Here is a 15,522-nt window from a genome sequence, read left to right as displayed (position 1 = left end):
GGAGCCTTATACCAAATTAATAGGTGTTTTAAGGTAACGAGTGCCGTTTTCTTCTGCAGGTGGTAGATCGCCAGCACGCATATTGACTTGTACTGATGGCCAAATCAGGCGTGGCATCGCCAGCGTCGCATCCTTAGTGGTACGCATTTTACAAAAGGCCTCTTCAGTAATGCCTTGATGGATATGGATGTTATGGGCTTTTTGCTCAGCAACAGAGGTTTCCCAAATGTATTCTTCACGCCCTGGTGCCTTGTAGTCATGGCACATAAACAAGCGTGTTTCAGCCGGAAGGGCAAAGATCTTTTGAATAGAGCGATAAAGTGTCGCGGCATCGCCGCCAGGGAAGTCACAGCGCGCCGTACCGTAATCCGGCATAAATAGGGTGTCACCCACAAAGGCAGCGTCGCCAATCACGTAAGTCACGCAAGCGGGTGTGTGGCCTGGTGTATGTAGCACTTCTACACATTGTTCACCGAATGCCAATGTATCGCCTTCGTGAACCAGTTGATCGAACTGAGAACCATCGCGTGCGAATTGCGGCTCTGCGTTAAGCAGTTTACCGAAGGTGTTTTGCACCGTAGTAATGTTGTCGCCAATCACGATTTTGCCGCCCAGCGCTTTCTTAAGGTAAGGTGCAGCGGAAAGGTGGTCGGCGTGGACGTGTGTTTCTAGGATCCATTCAACCTTTAGGTTTTCAGCCTCTACGTAGTGAATTACATCGTCTGCAGATTGGGTCGAAGTGTGACCCGAAGCGTGATCGTAGTCCAAAACAGAGTCGATAATGACGCAGGCTTTGGTGGCTTCATCTGAGACAACGTAGGACACGGTAAAGGTGGCTTCGTCGAAAAATGCTTTAACAAGTGGTTGAGATGACATGTTGCTACCTCTTTAAAGGTTATAAGGTTATTCCTTTATGCTATATAAATCATTTTATATTAGCAACAACGAAGATAGAGCGATTTGGACTAGCTGATTCAGGTTTTATATTGTTTCTTTCTAATGTCATGTTCTGGTTAAGACCTAGTGCAGGAAATTTGTTACCCTTTGGTCTTATCGCTGATGAAAAGTATAGGGCGTAAAAGTGTCACAGGAATTTCAAGTTGTTTCGCAGTATCAGCCTGCTGGTGATCAGCCAGCGGCCATAAAAAAGCTTGTTCAAGGTATTGAGGCAGGCCTTGCCCATCAAACGCTGTTGGGGGTAACCGGCTCCGGTAAGACCTTTACCGTGGCCAATGTGGTGGCGGAGGTGAAGCGACCCACTATTATTATGGCGCACAACAAAACCTTGGCTGCTCAGTTATATGGTGAATTCAAAGAGTTCTTCCCAAATAACGCCGTCGAATACTTCGTGTCCTATTACGACTATTACCAGCCGGAAGCCTATGTGGCGGCATCGGATACCTTTATCGAGAAAGATGCCTCGGTGAATGAACACATTGAGCAAATGCGTTTGTCTGCGACGAAAGCGTTGCTCGAGCGTGAAGACGTTATCATTGTGGCGACCGTGTCGGCGATCTATGGCCTAGGTGATCCACAGGCTTATTTGAAAATGATGTTGCATCTTGATCGCGGTGATCGCATTGATCAGCGTTCGGTGTTGCGCCGTTTAGCGGAGTTGCAATACACCCGCAATGACATGGTATTTGAGCGTGGTAATTTTCGTGTACGCGGTGATGTGATTGATATCTTTCCGGCGGACTCTGAAGACGAAGCGATTCGTATCGAGTTGTTTGATGATGAAGTGGACAACTTGGCAGTATTTGATCCACTGACCAATCGCACTATTCGTAAGGTGCCGCGCATTACCATTTACCCGAAAACCCACTATGTCACGCCACGGGAAACCATCTTAGAAGCGATTGAGAAGATCAAGAAAGAGTTGGATGTGCGTCTCGAGCAGTTGAAGTCCCTGAACAAGCTGGTAGAAATGCAGCGACTTGAGCAGCGTACTAGCTACGACTTAGAGATGATGCAGGAGTTGGGTTATTGCTCTGGTATCGAGAACTACTCACGCTACTTATCAGGTCGCCCAGAGGGCTCGCCACCACCAACATTATTTGATTATCTTCCTGATAATGCCCTGTTGGTAATCGACGAATCCCATGTGACCGTGCCGCAAATCGGTGCCATGTACAAGGGGGACCGTTCCCGCAAAGAAAACCTGGTGGAATACGGCTTTCGTTTGCCTTCGGCATTGGACAACCGTCCGATGCGTTTTGAGGAATGGGAGCAGATTAAACCGCAAACTATCTTTGTTTCGGCGACGCCTGGTAAATATGAAGAGCAGCACCAAGACTGGGTAGTAGAACAGATTGTGCGACCTACAGGGCTTGTGGATCCTGAATTGGAAGTGCGTCCGGTGGCGACTCAGGTGGATGACTTGTTATCCGAAATTAATCTGCGTTTGCCAAAAGGGGAGCGTGTGTTGGTGACCACGCTAACCAAGCGTATGGCGGAAGATTTAACCGATTATCTGCACGAGCATGGCATTCGCGTACGTTACTTACACTCGGACATTGATACGGTCGAACGTGTGGAGATTATCCGTGATTTACGTCTTGGCGAATTTGATGTGCTGGTCGGGATCAACTTGCTACGTGAAGGTTTGGATATTCCGGAAGTGAGTTTGGTGGCGATTTTAGATGCCGATAAAGAAGGCTTCCTGCGCTCCGATCGTTCTTTGATCCAGACCATTGGTCGTGCCGCCCGTAACGTTAATGGTAAAGCGATTTTGTACGCTGATAAGATTACCGGCTCAATGCAGCGCGCCATGGATGAAACCATTCGCCGTCGTGCTAAGCAGGAAGCCTTTAACGAAGAGCATGGCATTGTGCCAAAAGGCATCAATAAGTCGGTAGAGGATATTCTGGAAGGGGCTTACAACCCTGGTGCCGGTAGCCGTAATAAGAATAAGCAAACCCGCAAGGTGGCGGAGAAAGTCAAAGATTACCAAATCGAAAACATGGATGATGTGGCTGAAGTGCGTAAAGCGATTGTGCAGTTGCAAAAGGACATGACCCTAGCGGCTGAAGAACTGCAATTTGAGCTGGCGGCGGGCTATCGTGACCAGATCCGCATATTGCAAAAGAAACTCAAGGACGTGGGCGAGGCCTAGTCGGCTGGCAATTCATCAAGTAAAAACAAACACTTAAATTTTTATTTAAAGTGCTTGAACTGCTGCAACTGCTGCGTATAATGATCAGCACTTTCTAGGTCTATAGCTCAGTTGGTTAGAGCGCCACCTTGACATGGTGGAGGTCGGCGGTTCGAGTCCGCCTAGACCTACCAGAATTTTTCCTTACGAATCAGTAAGGTGGAAGAGCCAAGCCACAAGCTTGGCTTTTTTATTTCCAAATAATTTCCAATAAATTTCCAAACGTTTCTTTTGTTTGGGTTCTGCTCTAGCGCTTTTCCCTTCTGTTTTAGCTTTTCAATTCCCTATTATTTTCCTGACAATTTTGTTCAGGCATAAAAAAAGAGGGCTTAGCCCTCTTCGTCCATTAGTTTGATCAGCTCGCTTGGTATGCGGTGGTCTTTCCAGTTTATGTTGCTCATATCTACTTTGCTGATGTCGAGACCAGCGGCGACTTTTAGTGGTTGCGCTTGTTCGTGGCCGTCGATGTAGTGGTCGGTCATTTCTGCAGTTGCGTGGCCAGCGAGTGCCATGATGTATTCTTTTGGGTGGCCAGCTTTGAAATAGAGCATGATCCCCAGTGCGCGTATATCGTGGAACGATGGTCGCTGTTTTGGCTCCAAGTGATTGTAGGCGCCGCTTTTATCCCGATACTTTTTGAATTGTTTGGTCAGGTAGTCTGGCAGCACCGCGAATGGGTGTGGTTTAGCGGCAATATCGCGCTTGTCCATTCGCCCTGGTCGGCAATGAATTAGGTAAGGGCAGTGCGTTGGGCTGGTGATCGCGCTGTGCACGGCATGCCAAAGAGGGTCGCCCATTTTGATCGATAGGTGCACCGGCGTTTTGTAGTTGCGTGTTTTGCGCTGCAGAACCTTAAACGATCGCGTTTGAATGTCGATATCGCGTGCGATCTGGATCTCTACCAAGTCGCTACGGCGTTGAAGGCTGTAAAGGGCAATGTCCATCGCTCGCTTTAGCCAGTCCGGTGCAGTTTGGTAAACCTTCATAAAACCATCCCATGTGTGTCGTTGACGAACGCGCGGGTCTGGCTCTTGCGCCTTTAGTTGATCTGCTGGGTTTACATCGCAGTAACCGGCTGTGATCGCATAGCGGAAAATGTCACGCATCAATGGCTTGTGCTTCTGTTGTGCGTGCGGTGTTTTCGTTTTGAGAAGGTTATGCAGGTCGAATGTACGCATGTCTTGCACGCGAATCTTTGACCAGAGTTTCATATATTCGTCGATTTTGCCAAGCTTTAGATCGACGGTGTTCTTGGCCTGCTTTTTATTTTCAAGAGCAGCAAATAGAGTGTGCTTGAACTCGTCTAGGACTTGGCTCATTGGCGGGTTGCTTGGGTTGTAAGTCTTCAGCTCTTCGGCACGACGGGTGATTCGATTGACCAATGATTCTTGATCCGCCAAAGCGATATTAAGAGCTGCGGCTGCATCACGCGCTACTTTGTCGGTGATATCCTTACCCAACGATTCTAGCGAGCCGTCTGGCATGCGGTAGTAGTAGTACGTGCCATTGGGGCGTTTTACTACTTTTAGATTGCTGGCTAGTTGGTTGGGTCTTGGTGGGTTCATCGTAATTCCGTGCCTTGCTTCAATTCATGTTTCAAAAGGATCGCGTCTGCGATCGGATTCCCTGTCGAGATTTGCTCGACTCGCTTCACTTGCGGTTTGGCTGGTGCATCTTCGCTATAACCATACGCTGGCTGGCCATCTGGCAAAATCCACACAAACCATAGTTTTCCTTCTAATACGCCGGGTAATTCGCGCCTTTGCAGCTGTTTGCGTAGTCTTGGCAACTCTTTTTCTGGAGCGGCGAAGTTTTGTTTGGCGTAATCACGTAGACGCTGTTTTTTGGGCCATTTTGGCTTAATGAATGCGCTCATGCTTTCTCTCCTTCTTTCATTCCGATCGCGCATAGCTCCGCGACTTCTTTGCCCCACTTAGTTTTCAATGATTCAGTTTCGCGACCATAGTTGTCTTTGATGTGGCATTGCATAAACAGGTAGATCTCAGCCAGTGTGATTGGCCCTTCTTCTACAAAGCCGCTTTCAAGGGCGCCGATCATGGTGTTTACGAATTCCTCTACTCCATCAGCAGCGCCTTTTTCGATATGTCCTAGCAAGTCATACACTTTCCCAGCAGCTAAACTGTTGAACGAGGATTTCTGGCGTTCGATCTCTTCTTTAAGACGTTCATTTTCTTCGCTAAGTGCTTGGCTCTTGTTCTTTAGGCAATCGATGGAAGCCCAAAGTAAGCCGCTCTTAATTTCAGCGCCGGAGCCGTGGCCAACGGTGACATCGTTGAGTTTATCGATGCTTTCGTATTTGCCATGCTCGAGCACAGCCACTAAATGATTGGCGATGTTTCGCGCGTGGGTGCTGTTGCCCGTTTGTAGCCAAAGCTCTAGATCACGTTCTAATGTCATACATTGGCTCCCATTAATGTTGTGTAAGCTAGAAGAATCTTGATGCTGAATGAGCACATGATGATCAGACTAAAAGTCAGCATTTCAGAGTCCAGTTTTGTGAATTTGTCCTTTGCTCGAAAAGTGCAGAAGTACAAAATCATGAATGTCACAGCGAAGGCTAAAGCGGCCGCGCCGTAAGTTTGGATAATTGCGAAGTAGGCTATTCCTTGGAACAATATTTTCACGCCCTCTCTCCCTTCAATGCTTCGATCGCGATGGTTTGCATGATTTGTTCTTGCTGGGTGCGCGGCACAAAGCTTTTAATTTTCTCCAAGCCGTCACGTAGTGGGGCGGTGGCTTGTTCGTGTAATTCCTGCGCTCGGTTGCAGAATATTTTTGCTGTGTAGGCTTCATTCCGTTCACTTGCGGCGAATGCCTCCAGTAGTAGCTTTCCGCCTACGTCTGATGCTTCAGACATGATGCCTCCCGGCGATGATCTCTTGCATGCGCTGTTTGGCGATCGCTTGGTCTTTGATGACGCGCATTCCCGCTGTGCCGTGGTTGATTTCCATCATGCGTTGATCCATGCGGGCTTTTCCGTTCTTTCTGAGCATGAATATTTGTTGCTCTGTGGCCTCTTTATGGAGTGTTCCGTGGCTTATGCTTAACTCTGACATGGTGTCTGTGACGCTCATGCCGTTTGCAATGCACTGGCTGATGCGTTGCTCAAGTGTTAATGGGCTACTGGCGGCAGCTGCTTGGTATTTGAATTCCCTTAGCTCATCTAAAGGGTTTTTGGCGAGTAGCTTCAATGTTTCTGGTCTGTTCCCACCACGCATGCTGGCTTCGCCGTTCTTTTCAAATTCACGCAACTGCGTTTCTGTTGCTAGCACTCTTAAGCGAGGCATGCCGATATGCATCCAGCCTGCCGTCTTGTATAGACCGAGCCCCGCCTTGATCGCGATCGGGATCAGCTCTTTGATTTGAAATGCATCCAGTTCCATAGTTTCCCCCTTACGCTGCTTGTTCTGCTTTGGTGGCGTCGTAGCGTTTGATTACTTCAACTATCGCGTAGCAAATCCAAAGGAATTGATGTGTGTACTCGGTGCAGTCGTATTCATAGAAGCTGTCGAACTGGAAGTCGTGCTCGTCAAAGTTGGCGATAAAGTGGTTGGCTTCTTCCTCAAAGGAAATGTCTTCAATTTCTTCTCGAATTGCTTTGCGGATAGCGATGTTTGCCAATAATTCCTCACCCTCTAGTTCTTCGAGTGGTTCTAGATTGCCTTCTAGGTAGTTACGCACGTCACGCTTAAACGCTTCTTCCGACCATTTCTTTCCGTATTCTGAGCCACGTGGCTCTGCCACCAGCTTTTCACCCCAGTAACCTGGATTGATGTTGTCTTTGCCACGGAAAAATTCAAACATGTCGCTTACGCGGGTAAATACAAAGTCCCCCATATCGCCAGTCACAGCTAAATAGCCAGGCCAAGTGGTGATGTTGATCGCGTAGAAAGAAGAGCCTTTTTCGCCAAAGCGAATATGACGGTAGGTGCCTTCTTCTTGCAGAATAGTCAGCTCATGATTGGCTGTATCTTTTTGGAATTCTTTAAACACTTCTTTTAGTAAATCAGTCATGGCGTTCTCCTTACGCGGCGTTTTGTTTGCTTAGGCGAGCTAGGGCGTGGTTTAGGCCGCTTTCTAGCTCGTTGATTTGCTGATCTTGCTCACGCACTCGCTCGTTGCTAGCGCGTAGCTTTTCGGAGCTGGATGCCAGTGACTGTTGCAGGCCATCGATCGCGGCTACCAGTTGCTCTACTGTGATGGTATTGCCGTGGCGATCGCGGCCAGCCAGTGCCTTGCTGTCCCAAGAGTGCTGGTTTAGGTCAAATACGTTCATGCTGCTTCTCCTAGAACTTTTTGCCATTTTCGGCTTTGCGATTGCTTGGTTTGTGATCTGCTCTTGTCTTGTTGAATTCGAGCTTTTCAGCAATTGCGCCGCTAACATCTAGGTCAAAGCCTCCAGCGAAATCCAAGATGCGAATTACTGCATCAGCCAATTCAACTTCGACCATTTTTCGATGAGGCAACTTGTCATCATTTAGGTCCTTTCTCACACCTTCCATTGCCTCGCTGATTTCAGAGTGAATCAGGCAGAGCAGCTCGGCCTTATTTCGATTAAGAGGTTCACCAGTGGTGATGTCGTGCCACCATCCAGCGTCAACGTTTTGTTGGTGAATTTGCTTCTGAAGATCTGTGATGCTTTGTTGAATGCTCTTGCTAATCATGCCGCTTGCTCCTGTTCTGTTTCTTCATCCATTTCAATCTCAAACCATTTCGCCATGTGCTCAGTGAATAGCTCGCGGATGGTGAGTGATGCCAGTGCAAAGTTGGCGTCCATGTCGGATAGGGCGCCGCCTTGGGAGTCGTTGAAGGCTGACTCTTTTAGGGCGTCGTCCCACTTGATGCTTTTTAGCGTCAGGTCATCATTAAGCACGAATGACAGTTTGTCGGTGTAGCGCAGTGCCAGGGACTTCACTTGCATGCCTTGCTCAAGGTGGCGGGTAACGTCTTCGCTTAGTGGTTCAAGGTTTTTAAAGCGCGCTTTGGCTTTGTCTTCGCTGTTGTCCACCACTTCGCATTCAGCGCCTGTTTCTAGGCTGGCTGGCACGTCGTTTTTCATTAGCCAGTCGGTCATGATGCCCGCCGGTGATGCTTGCGCCTGCAGTGGCACCATTGGGAATGAGCCCAGCATGGTTTGCAGGTGTTTGAATGATTGCTCAGTCATGACTGCGTTGGTGGTGTTCAGCACCAGTAGGCCCGCTTTCTTATCGATCATCAGCCATACGTCCGCACGTTTGGCGAAGGCTTTAGGGCGTAGGGTAAACACCAACTCTTCTTTGATGTCGGCTTTTTCCTTGCGGCCCACTTTGCGGCCTTCTACCACTTCGATCTCAGACACCTTGGTTTCCAGCGCTTCACGCACGATCGCGGCTGGCAGGTTCTTTTCTTCTTTGGCGAAGCGGATCAACATGCAATCACCGCTGATCAATGCCCAGCACTCAGAGTTGCGGATCAGCGGCAAGGCGCCGAACGTGAACCAGTCCTGTGAACCGCACTCGCGTAGTGGGTGATCTTTTAGAGCCTGCTCAATGGTCGCAAAGTCGATGGCTTCAACGTCTTTTAGCTGAAATGCTTGGATGGTTTTGAAAAACATGATGGCTCCTTAATAAACATCGTTCCAGTCGGCGTTAAGCACGGATGCGGCGTGGTGTTCGCGTGTGCCTTCCCACTTAACGACCACGGCCTTTACGTTTGGCACGTTGTGGAGTTGGTCTTCTGGTACGCCTTCCATGTACTCTTTTTGCTCTTTATTGATTTGCGCTGCGCGATAAACTGCTTCGGCGCGGGATGAAGCGGCAACGATTGAACCGGGGCCGTGAACCTCAACCGCCCAAAGCTTTTGCTCTTCGTCTGCCACTCCTGTGAACTCAGGCGATTGGTACTCAGCCCAGCCTAGTAACCAGTATTGATCGTCAAAATTAATGAACTCCCAAAAGTGGTCGTAGTCAGGGTGCGATCTATCTTTGACCCAGCCAACGCATGAGATAAAGCCGTCATAATCATTCTCTAGCGCCCAGTCTTCGCACTCAGGAGTAAGATCGCCTTCCTCATCTTCAATAAGAGGGCGGTTTTGGTAGTACGCTGTAAACACATGCTCTTTCTTAGAGTGCTCTGAGTAGATGGCAATCCAGTAAAGCTTCTCAGTACCTAGCTTTACCTCAGGCACTGTATTTGGGTCGTTCCATTTCACGATCGGTGGTTGTGGGGTTGTCATAGCTGTCTCCTTATCGATTCCAGTCCATAGTTACTGGGCATTCGCCAATGGCGAAGGCGGCTGTTTGCATGCCAAGCTTGAACCACTTGATTTGCTCAGGGTCAGTAATGGTCACATCCCCGACTTCAATTCGCTCTGCCTTTGTGCGCGCTGCTTCGATGGTGGTTGCGACATTGTGCTCAAGCCAGTGACTAAGGTATGCAGCAGCAGCGTTGTCATTTCTATCTAGAAGGCGAGCCAAGCGCTGAAGTTTGATTTCGCGGTTAGTTTTGCTGTTTTCATAAGCAAAGATTGCTGTGAATGCATCGTCTGCCCAATCGTCTGTTTGGAAGATCGCAACAGGGAAAGCGCCTTCATAGGTTGACTCTGGTTGCCAGTCGGTAAGAGAGTGCTCGGCATCTTCGATCTCTACGATCTGTGCCTTTAAACCGTGCTCCTTGATCCATTTAATTGGCTGCATGTTGTTTTCAATGGTCAAGTTAGGATGGAAGCGGCCATGTTCATTTTCGATTAGCTCAGCTGCTGTTAGTGTTGCTTGGTTTTCAGTTGTCATATCTGTCTCCTTACATTCCTGCTGCTTTTTTAACGTCTGTGTCCGGTAGGACGTGGAACGAGCTTGGTATCTCTACAAACACCAGCTTTGCGGCTGCTGGGTGGTTGGAGCTGGGCTCGAATCGAACTAGCAATTGGCCTAGTTGCATGGTTTCACCCTGTAAGCGGGTGCGTTTGTGTTTGCCTGCGTTCACTGAGCTGATTTCCACTGTGTAGCTGTTGCCGTGCTGGGTTAGCTCGTGGCTAACGTGGCCAATGCGAAACAGCGGGCTTTGTTCACCGTTTTGCACCATCAGTGCGCGACCTGGGTAAAGCGTTTGGTTGAATTGCTTAACTTCGCTCATGCTACTTTTTCCTTTTTCGGGAATGAGATGTCTACGGTTCGCGGGGCGTCAAATGCCAATCGAGCGGCGCTGGTGAGGCCGTGGAACAGGCTTTTATGTTGGCCGCTGTATTTCACAACGATCACAGTGTCTGAGTCGCTGGGCGGCACAGTGATCGTGGCTTGTTGGTTTTTTTGCAATGTTGAAATGAGCATTAGCGGCCTCCTGAATGTGTGCCATAGCTACCATAGCTGGCTGGTTGTCCGTAGCTTGGCTGTGGCTGCTGTGGCTGCTGATAGTTTTGCTGTGGGGCGGCTTGCTGCTGCGGTTCATCCCAAAACAACTGAATATCAACCGGCCCTGTTACACCCACTGGCACGGCGTCCAGTTGTAGCGTGATATTTGGCATGTTTTGCCCTTGCTCCGGCGCCCATGCAGTGGCACGGCCAAGCGTGGCATAGCGGTTCTTTTCTTTTGGCTGACCTTGGCCGTCTAGCTCTCGGCTTTGATATTTCTCGGCTACGTATACAGCGCGGCCTTTGGCGATTGGTTGGCGTGACATGCTATCTCTCCTATCCGATAAAGATTTCGTCGTCGTTGATTAGATCAAGGCGCCCATGGCGTACTTTCACGGTACGTGAGGCGCGTGCTTTGTAGTGGCGGGCCAAGTCTTGGTCTGCATCACTGAAAAAAGGCGTGTCTACTAAGGCGGTGATCAGCGCAGCGAAGATAAAGCCAAAGGCTGTCATGCGTTGGGCTGTTGTTTTTTCGGTGGCCGTTTCGACACGAAACTGGATATCACCAAGGGCGATGGCGTAAGCGATGGCTTGCGTCAGTGTGCGGGCGCCGTAATGGTGGCGAGCCTCGACTTGGTGAGAAATTACTGTAGGTACAGCTCGAAAGATGCTGTCGGCGATTTGATGTTTGGTTAAACCCTCGGCGGCCATGGCTAAGATGCCAGTTTTGTAAGTGCCGAGCGGTGCTGACTCAGATGGGTAAAACGTGATGTTTAATGCGTCTTGCATGGATTGGCCTCTTGCCTGAAATACTTTGTTCTTTAAAAAGTACTTCAAGAGTAATATTTCGTCAACACAAAAGACAATAAAATCTTGAATTCAATTACTGTGTATATATACAGTAATGGTTTATGATAAGTGATATGCTATGCAAGAATTGATCGTTAACGGTAGGATTTTGCTAGGTTTTCCAGCATAAGGATGGCGGCAGTTTTGCGGTCTTTTGGTAGGTGAATAATGGCTTCGCGAACATTCGCAAGGGTGGCGTCTATATGACCTATATCACATGGAGCCAGTGAGCATTTTAGGATTTGCTCGATTTTTCTGATGATGTGTTTGGTCGGCTGATGGCGATCCAGCTCCCACGCTTTGACCGTGTGGGCGGAATAACCGATCTGATTTGCAAGCTCTGTCCGTGAGATATGATTAGCTGTCCGTGCGGCTCTAAGGCGCTGGCCGAACGAGTTGTACATGAAGTGAAGTGTAGACCTATTTCATTAGATATATATTGATAAGAATATTTGTAAGTTGTGTATATAACCATTTGATTTAGGTAGTGAAAAGTAAGCGGGTAGTGAAAAGACGAAATCCTATCCGGTTCGTGTAGACTTTTGCGGTAAACGTGTAGACTTTTACAGATGCTATTGCACTTCATCTTTGTGCGTCGCATCATTCTGGGGCGAGCGGTTCGCCATGGTAGGTGGAAAGATGGATGTGTTAAAGGAAATTGAGTGCTTGGAAGCACTAATGGAAGCGGCAAAAGCCGACGGTAAAGTCGGCTTGGTGTTGTTTTACCAGATTAGGATTGATGAATTAGAAAGAGAAAACGCCCTTCAATTCAGTGAAGTCTGCGTCATCCATGGCTGAGTAGCTAAGTGCTAGTGATAGCTTTTCATTAAAATGGTAACTGCCGAATGCGCCCAGAAGTGTGTCTGTTTCATCATCACCATCAACGCTTAGTTTTAGGTATTTAGCTGATGCCCCAAACTCTACACTGTCTGTCAGCATTGATCGTAAACCTAGCTCAAAACCACCACCATTCGCGTCCTCGCTAATGCTAAGGTTGCCTGAAGAAGCAACAACTTCATATCGCTCAGCAGATAGCTTGCCGTAAATGTCAGTTGAGCTGGTGACTCCGTAGCGGTAGCCGATGCCAATATTTGAGCGGTTTAGCTCCGAATCTACAGTGATACCGCTAACGGTAATGTCTGTCTCAGTGCTTTCTAAATGTCCACCAATGAAAATATTTTCATTTAGTAGGAAAGTGCCAGCTAAAGCGGCGCCGGTAAAGGTGTCCACTTCATCGACATCAGCAGATACGATGCCAAGTGAGATTTGATTCCACTGAGGTGCATCAACGGCTTGGGCAGAAGTTGCCGCAAGTAGTAGGGCGGGAAGTAGGATGTGCTTTTTCATTTTTTGCTCCATGCTTTACGTTTAATTAACAGACGTTATGTCTGTGTATCAGTAATAATTGCCTTAAAACTTCCAAAGCCCTTCTTTCATTTTCAGCTGCAGTACCAACTGGTCATACACTGCTTGGAATTGTGCTGCGTCGGTCTCTGGGTCGTAACCACCGCGTGTGGCAATACGCGCGTTGTAAAGTTGCACGATGGCGGTTACGTAGATATTGAATAGGTCGCTGTCGATCTCGAAGCCTTCGCCGCGCACGGTAGCCACTAATTGAGCGGCTGTTTTAGCTAGTAATGAGCCGTCGATCTGTGCCGCTTTTGGTGGTGTTAGTGGTTTGCGGTCAAGGAAGTCTTCTGGCAGCTCTAAGCGCTTTTCGACTACACGAGCAATTCTGCCCGTTAGCTTGCCTTTGCCGCTTAGCACATTGCTTAGCCAGCTCTTGCTATAGCCGCAGATTTCAGCAATTTGAGTGTGGTTTAGGCCTTTATCTACTTCTAGGTGAGCCACATGCTTGGCGATGTTCTGACGTCGCCATTGGTAGATCCATGCGTTTTCAAACTCTTCTTGGCTCATTTCGCCCAGCTTTAGGGCGTCACCGATCGGTATTTCAACCAAGCGGCAGATCATGACAGCTTCTTCGAGGGAGAATGACACGCTCCCACGCATACGACGATCAAGCGCAATGTTAGAAAGGCCTACGTATTCTGCTACTTCACTGCGCTCGTAGCGCGAAGCATTAATAATACGTTGCATGGCTAGCGAGCATGCTCCAGCGGTGCTTTCTTTCACCTCTTTTTCTAAAGGTTCGATCGTCGGCATGTAGTGGTGTCAGCCTCGTTTTTGGTGAATGTGTGGGCGTAAACTTTTGATTTAGCTCATACACAGGATGTGTAATACACAAGATTTTGTGTATTGAGTAAATTTCAGCAATTTCATGAACGATGTCTGTTTACTTAAAGTTACTATAGGTGTTAAATTTAGAAAACATTGAGCGGGTTTAGCAATCAGTATTTTGTATGAAATTACTGTTTTGAGTAACTTGCTGTAAACAGCCATGCTCGTATGGCTCTTAGTCGGCACGCTGTGAAGCGCCCGAGCGGAACAAGTTAAGGAGCACGATATGAGTAAACCACAACCAAGCGTTGCCAATGTTCAAGTGAGCTTAGAAGGTCTAAGCGCGAACCTTTGGAGTACGGTTGCCAAGCTCTCTGACGCTGGTTTACGTGATACGGAGGTGTTTCGCCAGTTGGATGCAACCGGCGAAATGGTAGATGGTCTGGTGAAAAACCTATCAGCTATCCCCGTTCCAACCGAACTCTTTAACCAGAAATGATCTTGTTTGTATAGATCTCTATGATCATGCAAAACCTCCTTGTGGGGTAGAAATGAAATCCAATCCTTGTATTGGATCAAAAAACCATCGTTTGATGGCTCTTAGTCGGCACGCTGTGAAGCGCCCGAGCAGAGTAGGAAAGGGGATGTCCTTGTGAAGCTACCACGCCCATCTGGGTTTAGTCTATTAGCCAATAGTCGTCGTGGTAGTGGAACGACTGACCCGCATTTGAGATCGACCCAAGTCTTAAACGAAGCTGCATTGTTCGCCCCGCAAGGGGCTTTTTTAGCAATGCACGAAATCATTGATTGGGGCGATCCAGAACTTTGTAAGCTGGTGAAAGATATCGACCAGCGATTCGGACAACTAAGAAACATCGATCGGCAAGAGGCCAATCAACAGTAAGACACTAATAAATCGATGTATCTGTAAAATTTTTGACAGGTACAGAGCTATGAGTAATAATTTAATTTCTCCTGCAAAATCAGGGGACTGGATTACCACCCAGCATAAATCTACGGGCAGACCAACCGCCCTGAGCGGTTTTTTTATGTCTGCACGCCTGTACCTACCTGTTATGGTCGGACTGGCGGGGCCATCTTCGGATGGGTCAGCACTCCGTAGAGCTGATTGTGGTAACCCTGCGCACAGTCCGGCCACCCTAATTTCGAAATTACCACTTCGATGCGGTGGCCTCAGATATAATCTACGGAGGCTTACCATGGCACAATTGCGCCTATTGGTTGACGCTCGCTTGTCTGAATATGGCAATCGAGTAGGCAACGCTATCAAACAACTGCCTGTTTTTGGCGGTTCACCTCGTATCCTGTTGGACGAACAGGAGATTTCCCAATTATCCAAGATTTCTGTTGAAAACGTTCGCGCGGCTATCGATGAGCTACAGCGCGAAGGCTATATCGCCCGCATGTTCAAGGGCTGTCGCGAAAAGGCACACGTCTATGCGCTGCTTAATCCCGCTTTGACTGGTGACAGCAAGGGGGTGTGGGCATGAGTTTATTTTCTGCTAACCCTGCTGATTTGATGCGTCAGGCAGTGTCTGACACTAAGTTCTGCGAGTGGTACGTTACTCGCGGCGGTGGTCACCATATCGTTGATAATCAACCGCTGTTTGCTCGTGAAGAGTTGATCGAGCGCTTTTGCATGACGGATGCGGAGTTTTTGGCTCTGCCTCACCGTTACTGGCCTCTGGATAAAAGCCGTAAATCCATTACGCGTGAAATGATCGCTGAACTGCGTAAAACCATGACGCTGGCCGAAATCCGCGCCCTAGGTGAGGATATGTCCGCCAGCGATATCCAATGCGCTGTACGTAACCGCAAGATCACTCAGGAGCGCGTTTGGCAGTTTTACGTTGCCTACCGTCACGGCCTGCCACCACAACACCCTGATGCCATCCAGTTGGTAAAAAAACGCTTCCAGACCCCATGGGTGATGGATGAACTAGACGTGCTTGATTGGGGGGTAGCGGCGTGAGC

Annotated in this window: 24 protein-coding genes and 1 tRNA gene; 6 read left to right on the top strand and 19 right to left on the bottom strand. The window is 48.5% G+C overall.

Features of this window, described 5'->3' with window-relative positions; all coding sequences use genetic code 11:
- Positions 1-6 precede the first annotated feature (6 nt).
- Positions 7-876 carry an MBL fold metallo-hydrolase gene (locus ACOSVP_RS06340; protein ID WP_487346647.1) on the bottom strand — a complete coding sequence of 290 codons (870 nt, stop codon included), beginning with the start codon at positions 874-876 and terminating at the stop codon, positions 7-9.
- A gap of 205 nt (positions 877-1,081) precedes the next feature.
- Here ACOSVP_RS06340 and uvrB point away from each other — a divergent pair, with 205 nt between their 5' ends.
- Both uvrB and ACOSVP_RS06330 read left to right on the top strand, forming a co-directional pair.
- Positions 1,082-3,115 (top strand): excinuclease ABC subunit UvrB, encoded by a 2,034-nt coding sequence (gene uvrB / locus ACOSVP_RS06335; RefSeq protein ID WP_487346646.1) that lies wholly within the window; start codon positions 1,082-1,084, stop codon positions 3,113-3,115.
- 96 nt (positions 3,116-3,211) lie between these two features.
- Positions 3,212-3,288 (top strand) — tRNA-Val (locus ACOSVP_RS06330).
- 195 nt (positions 3,289-3,483) lie between these two features.
- On the opposite strand, the gene ACOSVP_RS06325 is transcribed toward ACOSVP_RS06330, so the two are convergent.
- From ACOSVP_RS06325 to ACOSVP_RS06240, 18 genes are all read right to left on the bottom strand, one after another.
- On the bottom strand, positions 3,484-4,719 hold the full coding sequence (locus ACOSVP_RS06325) for a tyrosine-type recombinase/integrase (RefSeq protein WP_487346645.1): 1,236 nt from the start codon (positions 4,717-4,719) through the stop codon (positions 3,484-3,486).
- Positions 4,716-5,030, bottom strand: coding sequence for a hypothetical protein (locus ACOSVP_RS06320; protein ID WP_487346644.1), 315 nt, complete (start codon positions 5,028-5,030; stop codon positions 4,716-4,718). Before ACOSVP_RS06320 ends, ACOSVP_RS06325 begins: the two co-directional genes overlap by 4 nt.
- Positions 5,027-5,572, bottom strand: a complete 546-nt coding sequence (locus ACOSVP_RS06315; protein WP_487346643.1) for a hypothetical protein — start codon at positions 5,570-5,572, stop codon at positions 5,027-5,029. Before ACOSVP_RS06315 ends, ACOSVP_RS06320 begins: the two co-directional genes overlap by 4 nt.
- A gap of 223 nt (positions 5,573-5,795) precedes the next feature.
- Positions 5,796-6,032: a hypothetical protein gene (locus tag ACOSVP_RS06310; protein WP_487346642.1), complete on the bottom strand. Its 237-nt coding sequence runs from the start codon at positions 6,030-6,032 to the stop codon at positions 5,796-5,798.
- Positions 6,025-6,558 carry a hypothetical protein gene (locus tag ACOSVP_RS06305; protein ID WP_487346641.1) on the bottom strand — a complete coding sequence of 178 codons (534 nt, stop codon included), beginning with the start codon at positions 6,556-6,558 and terminating at the stop codon, positions 6,025-6,027. The genes ACOSVP_RS06310 and ACOSVP_RS06305 overlap by 8 nt, the downstream gene beginning before the upstream one ends.
- A gap of 10 nt (positions 6,559-6,568) precedes the next feature.
- Complete coding sequence (locus ACOSVP_RS06300; protein WP_487346640.1) at positions 6,569-7,189, bottom strand: hypothetical protein; 621 nt, start codon at positions 7,187-7,189, stop codon at positions 6,569-6,571.
- A gap of 10 nt (positions 7,190-7,199) precedes the next feature.
- The gene (locus tag ACOSVP_RS06295) at positions 7,200-7,451 is read right to left on the bottom strand and encodes a hypothetical protein (RefSeq protein ID WP_487346639.1); all 252 of its coding nucleotides are present in this window, start codon (positions 7,449-7,451) and stop codon (positions 7,200-7,202) included.
- A gap of 10 nt (positions 7,452-7,461) precedes the next feature.
- Positions 7,462-7,839: a hypothetical protein gene (locus ACOSVP_RS06290; RefSeq protein ID WP_487346638.1), complete on the bottom strand. Its 378-nt coding sequence runs from the start codon at positions 7,837-7,839 to the stop codon at positions 7,462-7,464.
- Positions 7,836-8,768 carry a recombination-associated protein RdgC gene (locus ACOSVP_RS06285; RefSeq protein ID WP_487346637.1) on the bottom strand — a complete coding sequence of 311 codons (933 nt, stop codon included), beginning with the start codon at positions 8,766-8,768 and terminating at the stop codon, positions 7,836-7,838. The genes ACOSVP_RS06290 and ACOSVP_RS06285 overlap by 4 nt, the downstream gene beginning before the upstream one ends.
- Positions 8,769-8,777: 9 nt before the next feature.
- Positions 8,778-9,389, bottom strand: a complete 612-nt coding sequence (locus ACOSVP_RS06280; protein ID WP_487346636.1) for a hypothetical protein — start codon at positions 9,387-9,389, stop codon at positions 8,778-8,780.
- 10 nt (positions 9,390-9,399) lie between these two features.
- The gene (locus ACOSVP_RS06275) at positions 9,400-9,942 is read right to left on the bottom strand and encodes a hypothetical protein (protein WP_487346635.1); all 543 of its coding nucleotides are present in this window, start codon (positions 9,940-9,942) and stop codon (positions 9,400-9,402) included.
- Between the two features lie 10 nt (positions 9,943-9,952).
- Positions 9,953-10,285, bottom strand: a complete 333-nt coding sequence (locus ACOSVP_RS06270; RefSeq protein WP_487346634.1) for a hypothetical protein — start codon at positions 10,283-10,285, stop codon at positions 9,953-9,955.
- Positions 10,282-10,479 (bottom strand): hypothetical protein, encoded by a 198-nt coding sequence (locus ACOSVP_RS06265; protein ID WP_487346633.1) that lies wholly within the window; start codon positions 10,477-10,479, stop codon positions 10,282-10,284. The genes ACOSVP_RS06270 and ACOSVP_RS06265 overlap by 4 nt, the downstream gene beginning before the upstream one ends.
- Entirely contained in the window at positions 10,479-10,826 is a 348-nt protein-coding gene (locus ACOSVP_RS06260) for a hypothetical protein (protein ID WP_487346632.1), read from the bottom strand. The genes ACOSVP_RS06265 and ACOSVP_RS06260 overlap by 1 nt, the downstream gene beginning before the upstream one ends.
- A 10-nt stretch (positions 10,827-10,836) precedes the next feature.
- Positions 10,837-11,289, bottom strand: coding sequence for a helix-turn-helix domain-containing protein (locus ACOSVP_RS06255; protein ID WP_487346631.1), 453 nt, complete (start codon positions 11,287-11,289; stop codon positions 10,837-10,839).
- A 155-nt stretch (positions 11,290-11,444) separates the two neighbouring features.
- On the bottom strand, positions 11,445-11,753 hold the full coding sequence (locus tag ACOSVP_RS06250) for a helix-turn-helix domain-containing protein (RefSeq protein WP_487346630.1): 309 nt from the start codon (positions 11,751-11,753) through the stop codon (positions 11,445-11,447).
- Between the two features lie 340 nt (positions 11,754-12,093).
- Positions 12,094-12,696, bottom strand: coding sequence for an outer membrane beta-barrel protein (locus ACOSVP_RS06245; protein ID WP_487346629.1), 603 nt, complete (start codon positions 12,694-12,696; stop codon positions 12,094-12,096).
- Between the two features lie 63 nt (positions 12,697-12,759).
- On the bottom strand, positions 12,760-13,512 hold the full coding sequence (locus tag ACOSVP_RS06240) for a helix-turn-helix domain-containing protein (RefSeq protein WP_487346628.1): 753 nt from the start codon (positions 13,510-13,512) through the stop codon (positions 12,760-12,762).
- Between the two features lie 301 nt (positions 13,513-13,813).
- Here ACOSVP_RS06240 and ACOSVP_RS06235 point away from each other — a divergent pair, with 301 nt between their 5' ends.
- The 4 genes from ACOSVP_RS06235 (at position 13,814) to ACOSVP_RS06220 (ending at position 15,520) form a co-directional block, all read left to right on the top strand.
- The gene (locus ACOSVP_RS06235) at positions 13,814-14,026 is read left to right on the top strand and encodes a hypothetical protein (protein ID WP_487346627.1); all 213 of its coding nucleotides are present in this window, start codon (positions 13,814-13,816) and stop codon (positions 14,024-14,026) included.
- A 153-nt stretch (positions 14,027-14,179) separates the two neighbouring features.
- The gene (locus ACOSVP_RS06230) at positions 14,180-14,431 is read left to right on the top strand and encodes a hypothetical protein (protein WP_487346626.1); all 252 of its coding nucleotides are present in this window, start codon (positions 14,180-14,182) and stop codon (positions 14,429-14,431) included.
- 316 nt (positions 14,432-14,747) lie between these two features.
- On the top strand, positions 14,748-15,038 hold the full coding sequence (locus ACOSVP_RS06225; RefSeq protein ID WP_487346625.1) for a hypothetical protein: 291 nt from the start codon (positions 14,748-14,750) through the stop codon (positions 15,036-15,038).
- Complete coding sequence (locus ACOSVP_RS06220) at positions 15,035-15,520, top strand: hypothetical protein (RefSeq protein ID WP_487346624.1); 486 nt, start codon at positions 15,035-15,037, stop codon at positions 15,518-15,520. The genes ACOSVP_RS06225 and ACOSVP_RS06220 overlap by 4 nt, the downstream gene beginning before the upstream one ends.
- Positions 15,521-15,522 lie beyond the last annotated feature (2 nt).

Source organism: Marinomonas sp. HM11-D (assembly GCF_057626615.1).
Note: the sequence above shows the minus strand (reverse complement) of the source record. Positions and strands in the feature narration are given on the sequence as shown.

Coding starts and splice junctions, on each gene's coding strand:
- ACOSVP_RS06340 (WP_487346647.1), bottom strand. CDS start 876: ATGTCATCTCAACCACTTGTTAAAGCATTTTTCGACGAAGCCACCTTT.
- ACOSVP_RS06225 (WP_487346625.1), top strand. CDS start 14,748: ATGGCACAATTGCGCCTATTGGTTGACGCTCGCTTGTCTGAATATGGC.
- ACOSVP_RS06270 (WP_487346634.1), bottom strand. CDS start 10,285: ATGAGCGAAGTTAAGCAATTCAACCAAACGCTTTACCCAGGTCGCGCA.
- ACOSVP_RS06315 (WP_487346643.1), bottom strand. CDS start 5,572: ATGACATTAGAACGTGATCTAGAGCTTTGGCTACAAACGGGCAACAGC.
- ACOSVP_RS06325 (WP_487346645.1), bottom strand. CDS start 4,719: ATGAACCCACCAAGACCCAACCAACTAGCCAGCAATCTAAAAGTAGTA.
- ACOSVP_RS06285 (WP_487346637.1), bottom strand. CDS start 8,768: ATGTTTTTCAAAACCATCCAAGCATTTCAGCTAAAAGACGTTGAAGCC.
- ACOSVP_RS06255 (WP_487346631.1), bottom strand. CDS start 11,289: ATGCAAGACGCATTAAACATCACGTTTTACCCATCTGAGTCAGCACCG.
- ACOSVP_RS06320 (WP_487346644.1), bottom strand. CDS start 5,030: ATGAGCGCATTCATTAAGCCAAAATGGCCCAAAAAACAGCGTCTACGT.
- ACOSVP_RS06250 (WP_487346630.1), bottom strand. CDS start 11,753: ATGTACAACTCGTTCGGCCAGCGCCTTAGAGCCGCACGGACAGCTAAT.
- ACOSVP_RS06305 (WP_487346641.1), bottom strand. CDS start 6,558: ATGGAACTGGATGCATTTCAAATCAAAGAGCTGATCCCGATCGCGATC.
- ACOSVP_RS06240 (WP_487346628.1), bottom strand. CDS start 13,512: ATGCCGACGATCGAACCTTTAGAAAAAGAGGTGAAAGAAAGCACCGCT.
- ACOSVP_RS06245 (WP_487346629.1), bottom strand. CDS start 12,696: ATGAAAAAGCACATCCTACTTCCCGCCCTACTACTTGCGGCAACTTCT.
- ACOSVP_RS06295 (WP_487346639.1), bottom strand. CDS start 7,451: ATGAACGTATTTGACCTAAACCAGCACTCTTGGGACAGCAAGGCACTG.
- ACOSVP_RS06265 (WP_487346633.1), bottom strand. CDS start 10,479: ATGCTCATTTCAACATTGCAAAAAAACCAACAAGCCACGATCACTGTG.
- ACOSVP_RS06220 (WP_487346624.1), top strand. CDS start 15,035: ATGAGTTTATTTTCTGCTAACCCTGCTGATTTGATGCGTCAGGCAGTG.
- ACOSVP_RS06280 (WP_487346636.1), bottom strand. CDS start 9,389: ATGACAACCCCACAACCACCGATCGTGAAATGGAACGACCCAAATACA.
- ACOSVP_RS06275 (WP_487346635.1), bottom strand. CDS start 9,942: ATGACAACTGAAAACCAAGCAACACTAACAGCAGCTGAGCTAATCGAA.
- ACOSVP_RS06260 (WP_487346632.1), bottom strand. CDS start 10,826: ATGTCACGCCAACCAATCGCCAAAGGCCGCGCTGTATACGTAGCCGAG.
- ACOSVP_RS06235 (WP_487346627.1), top strand. CDS start 13,814: ATGAGTAAACCACAACCAAGCGTTGCCAATGTTCAAGTGAGCTTAGAA.
- ACOSVP_RS06300 (WP_487346640.1), bottom strand. CDS start 7,189: ATGACTGATTTACTAAAAGAAGTGTTTAAAGAATTCCAAAAAGATACA.
- ACOSVP_RS06290 (WP_487346638.1), bottom strand. CDS start 7,839: ATGATTAGCAAGAGCATTCAACAAAGCATCACAGATCTTCAGAAGCAA.
- ACOSVP_RS06310 (WP_487346642.1), bottom strand. CDS start 6,032: ATGTCTGAAGCATCAGACGTAGGCGGAAAGCTACTACTGGAGGCATTC.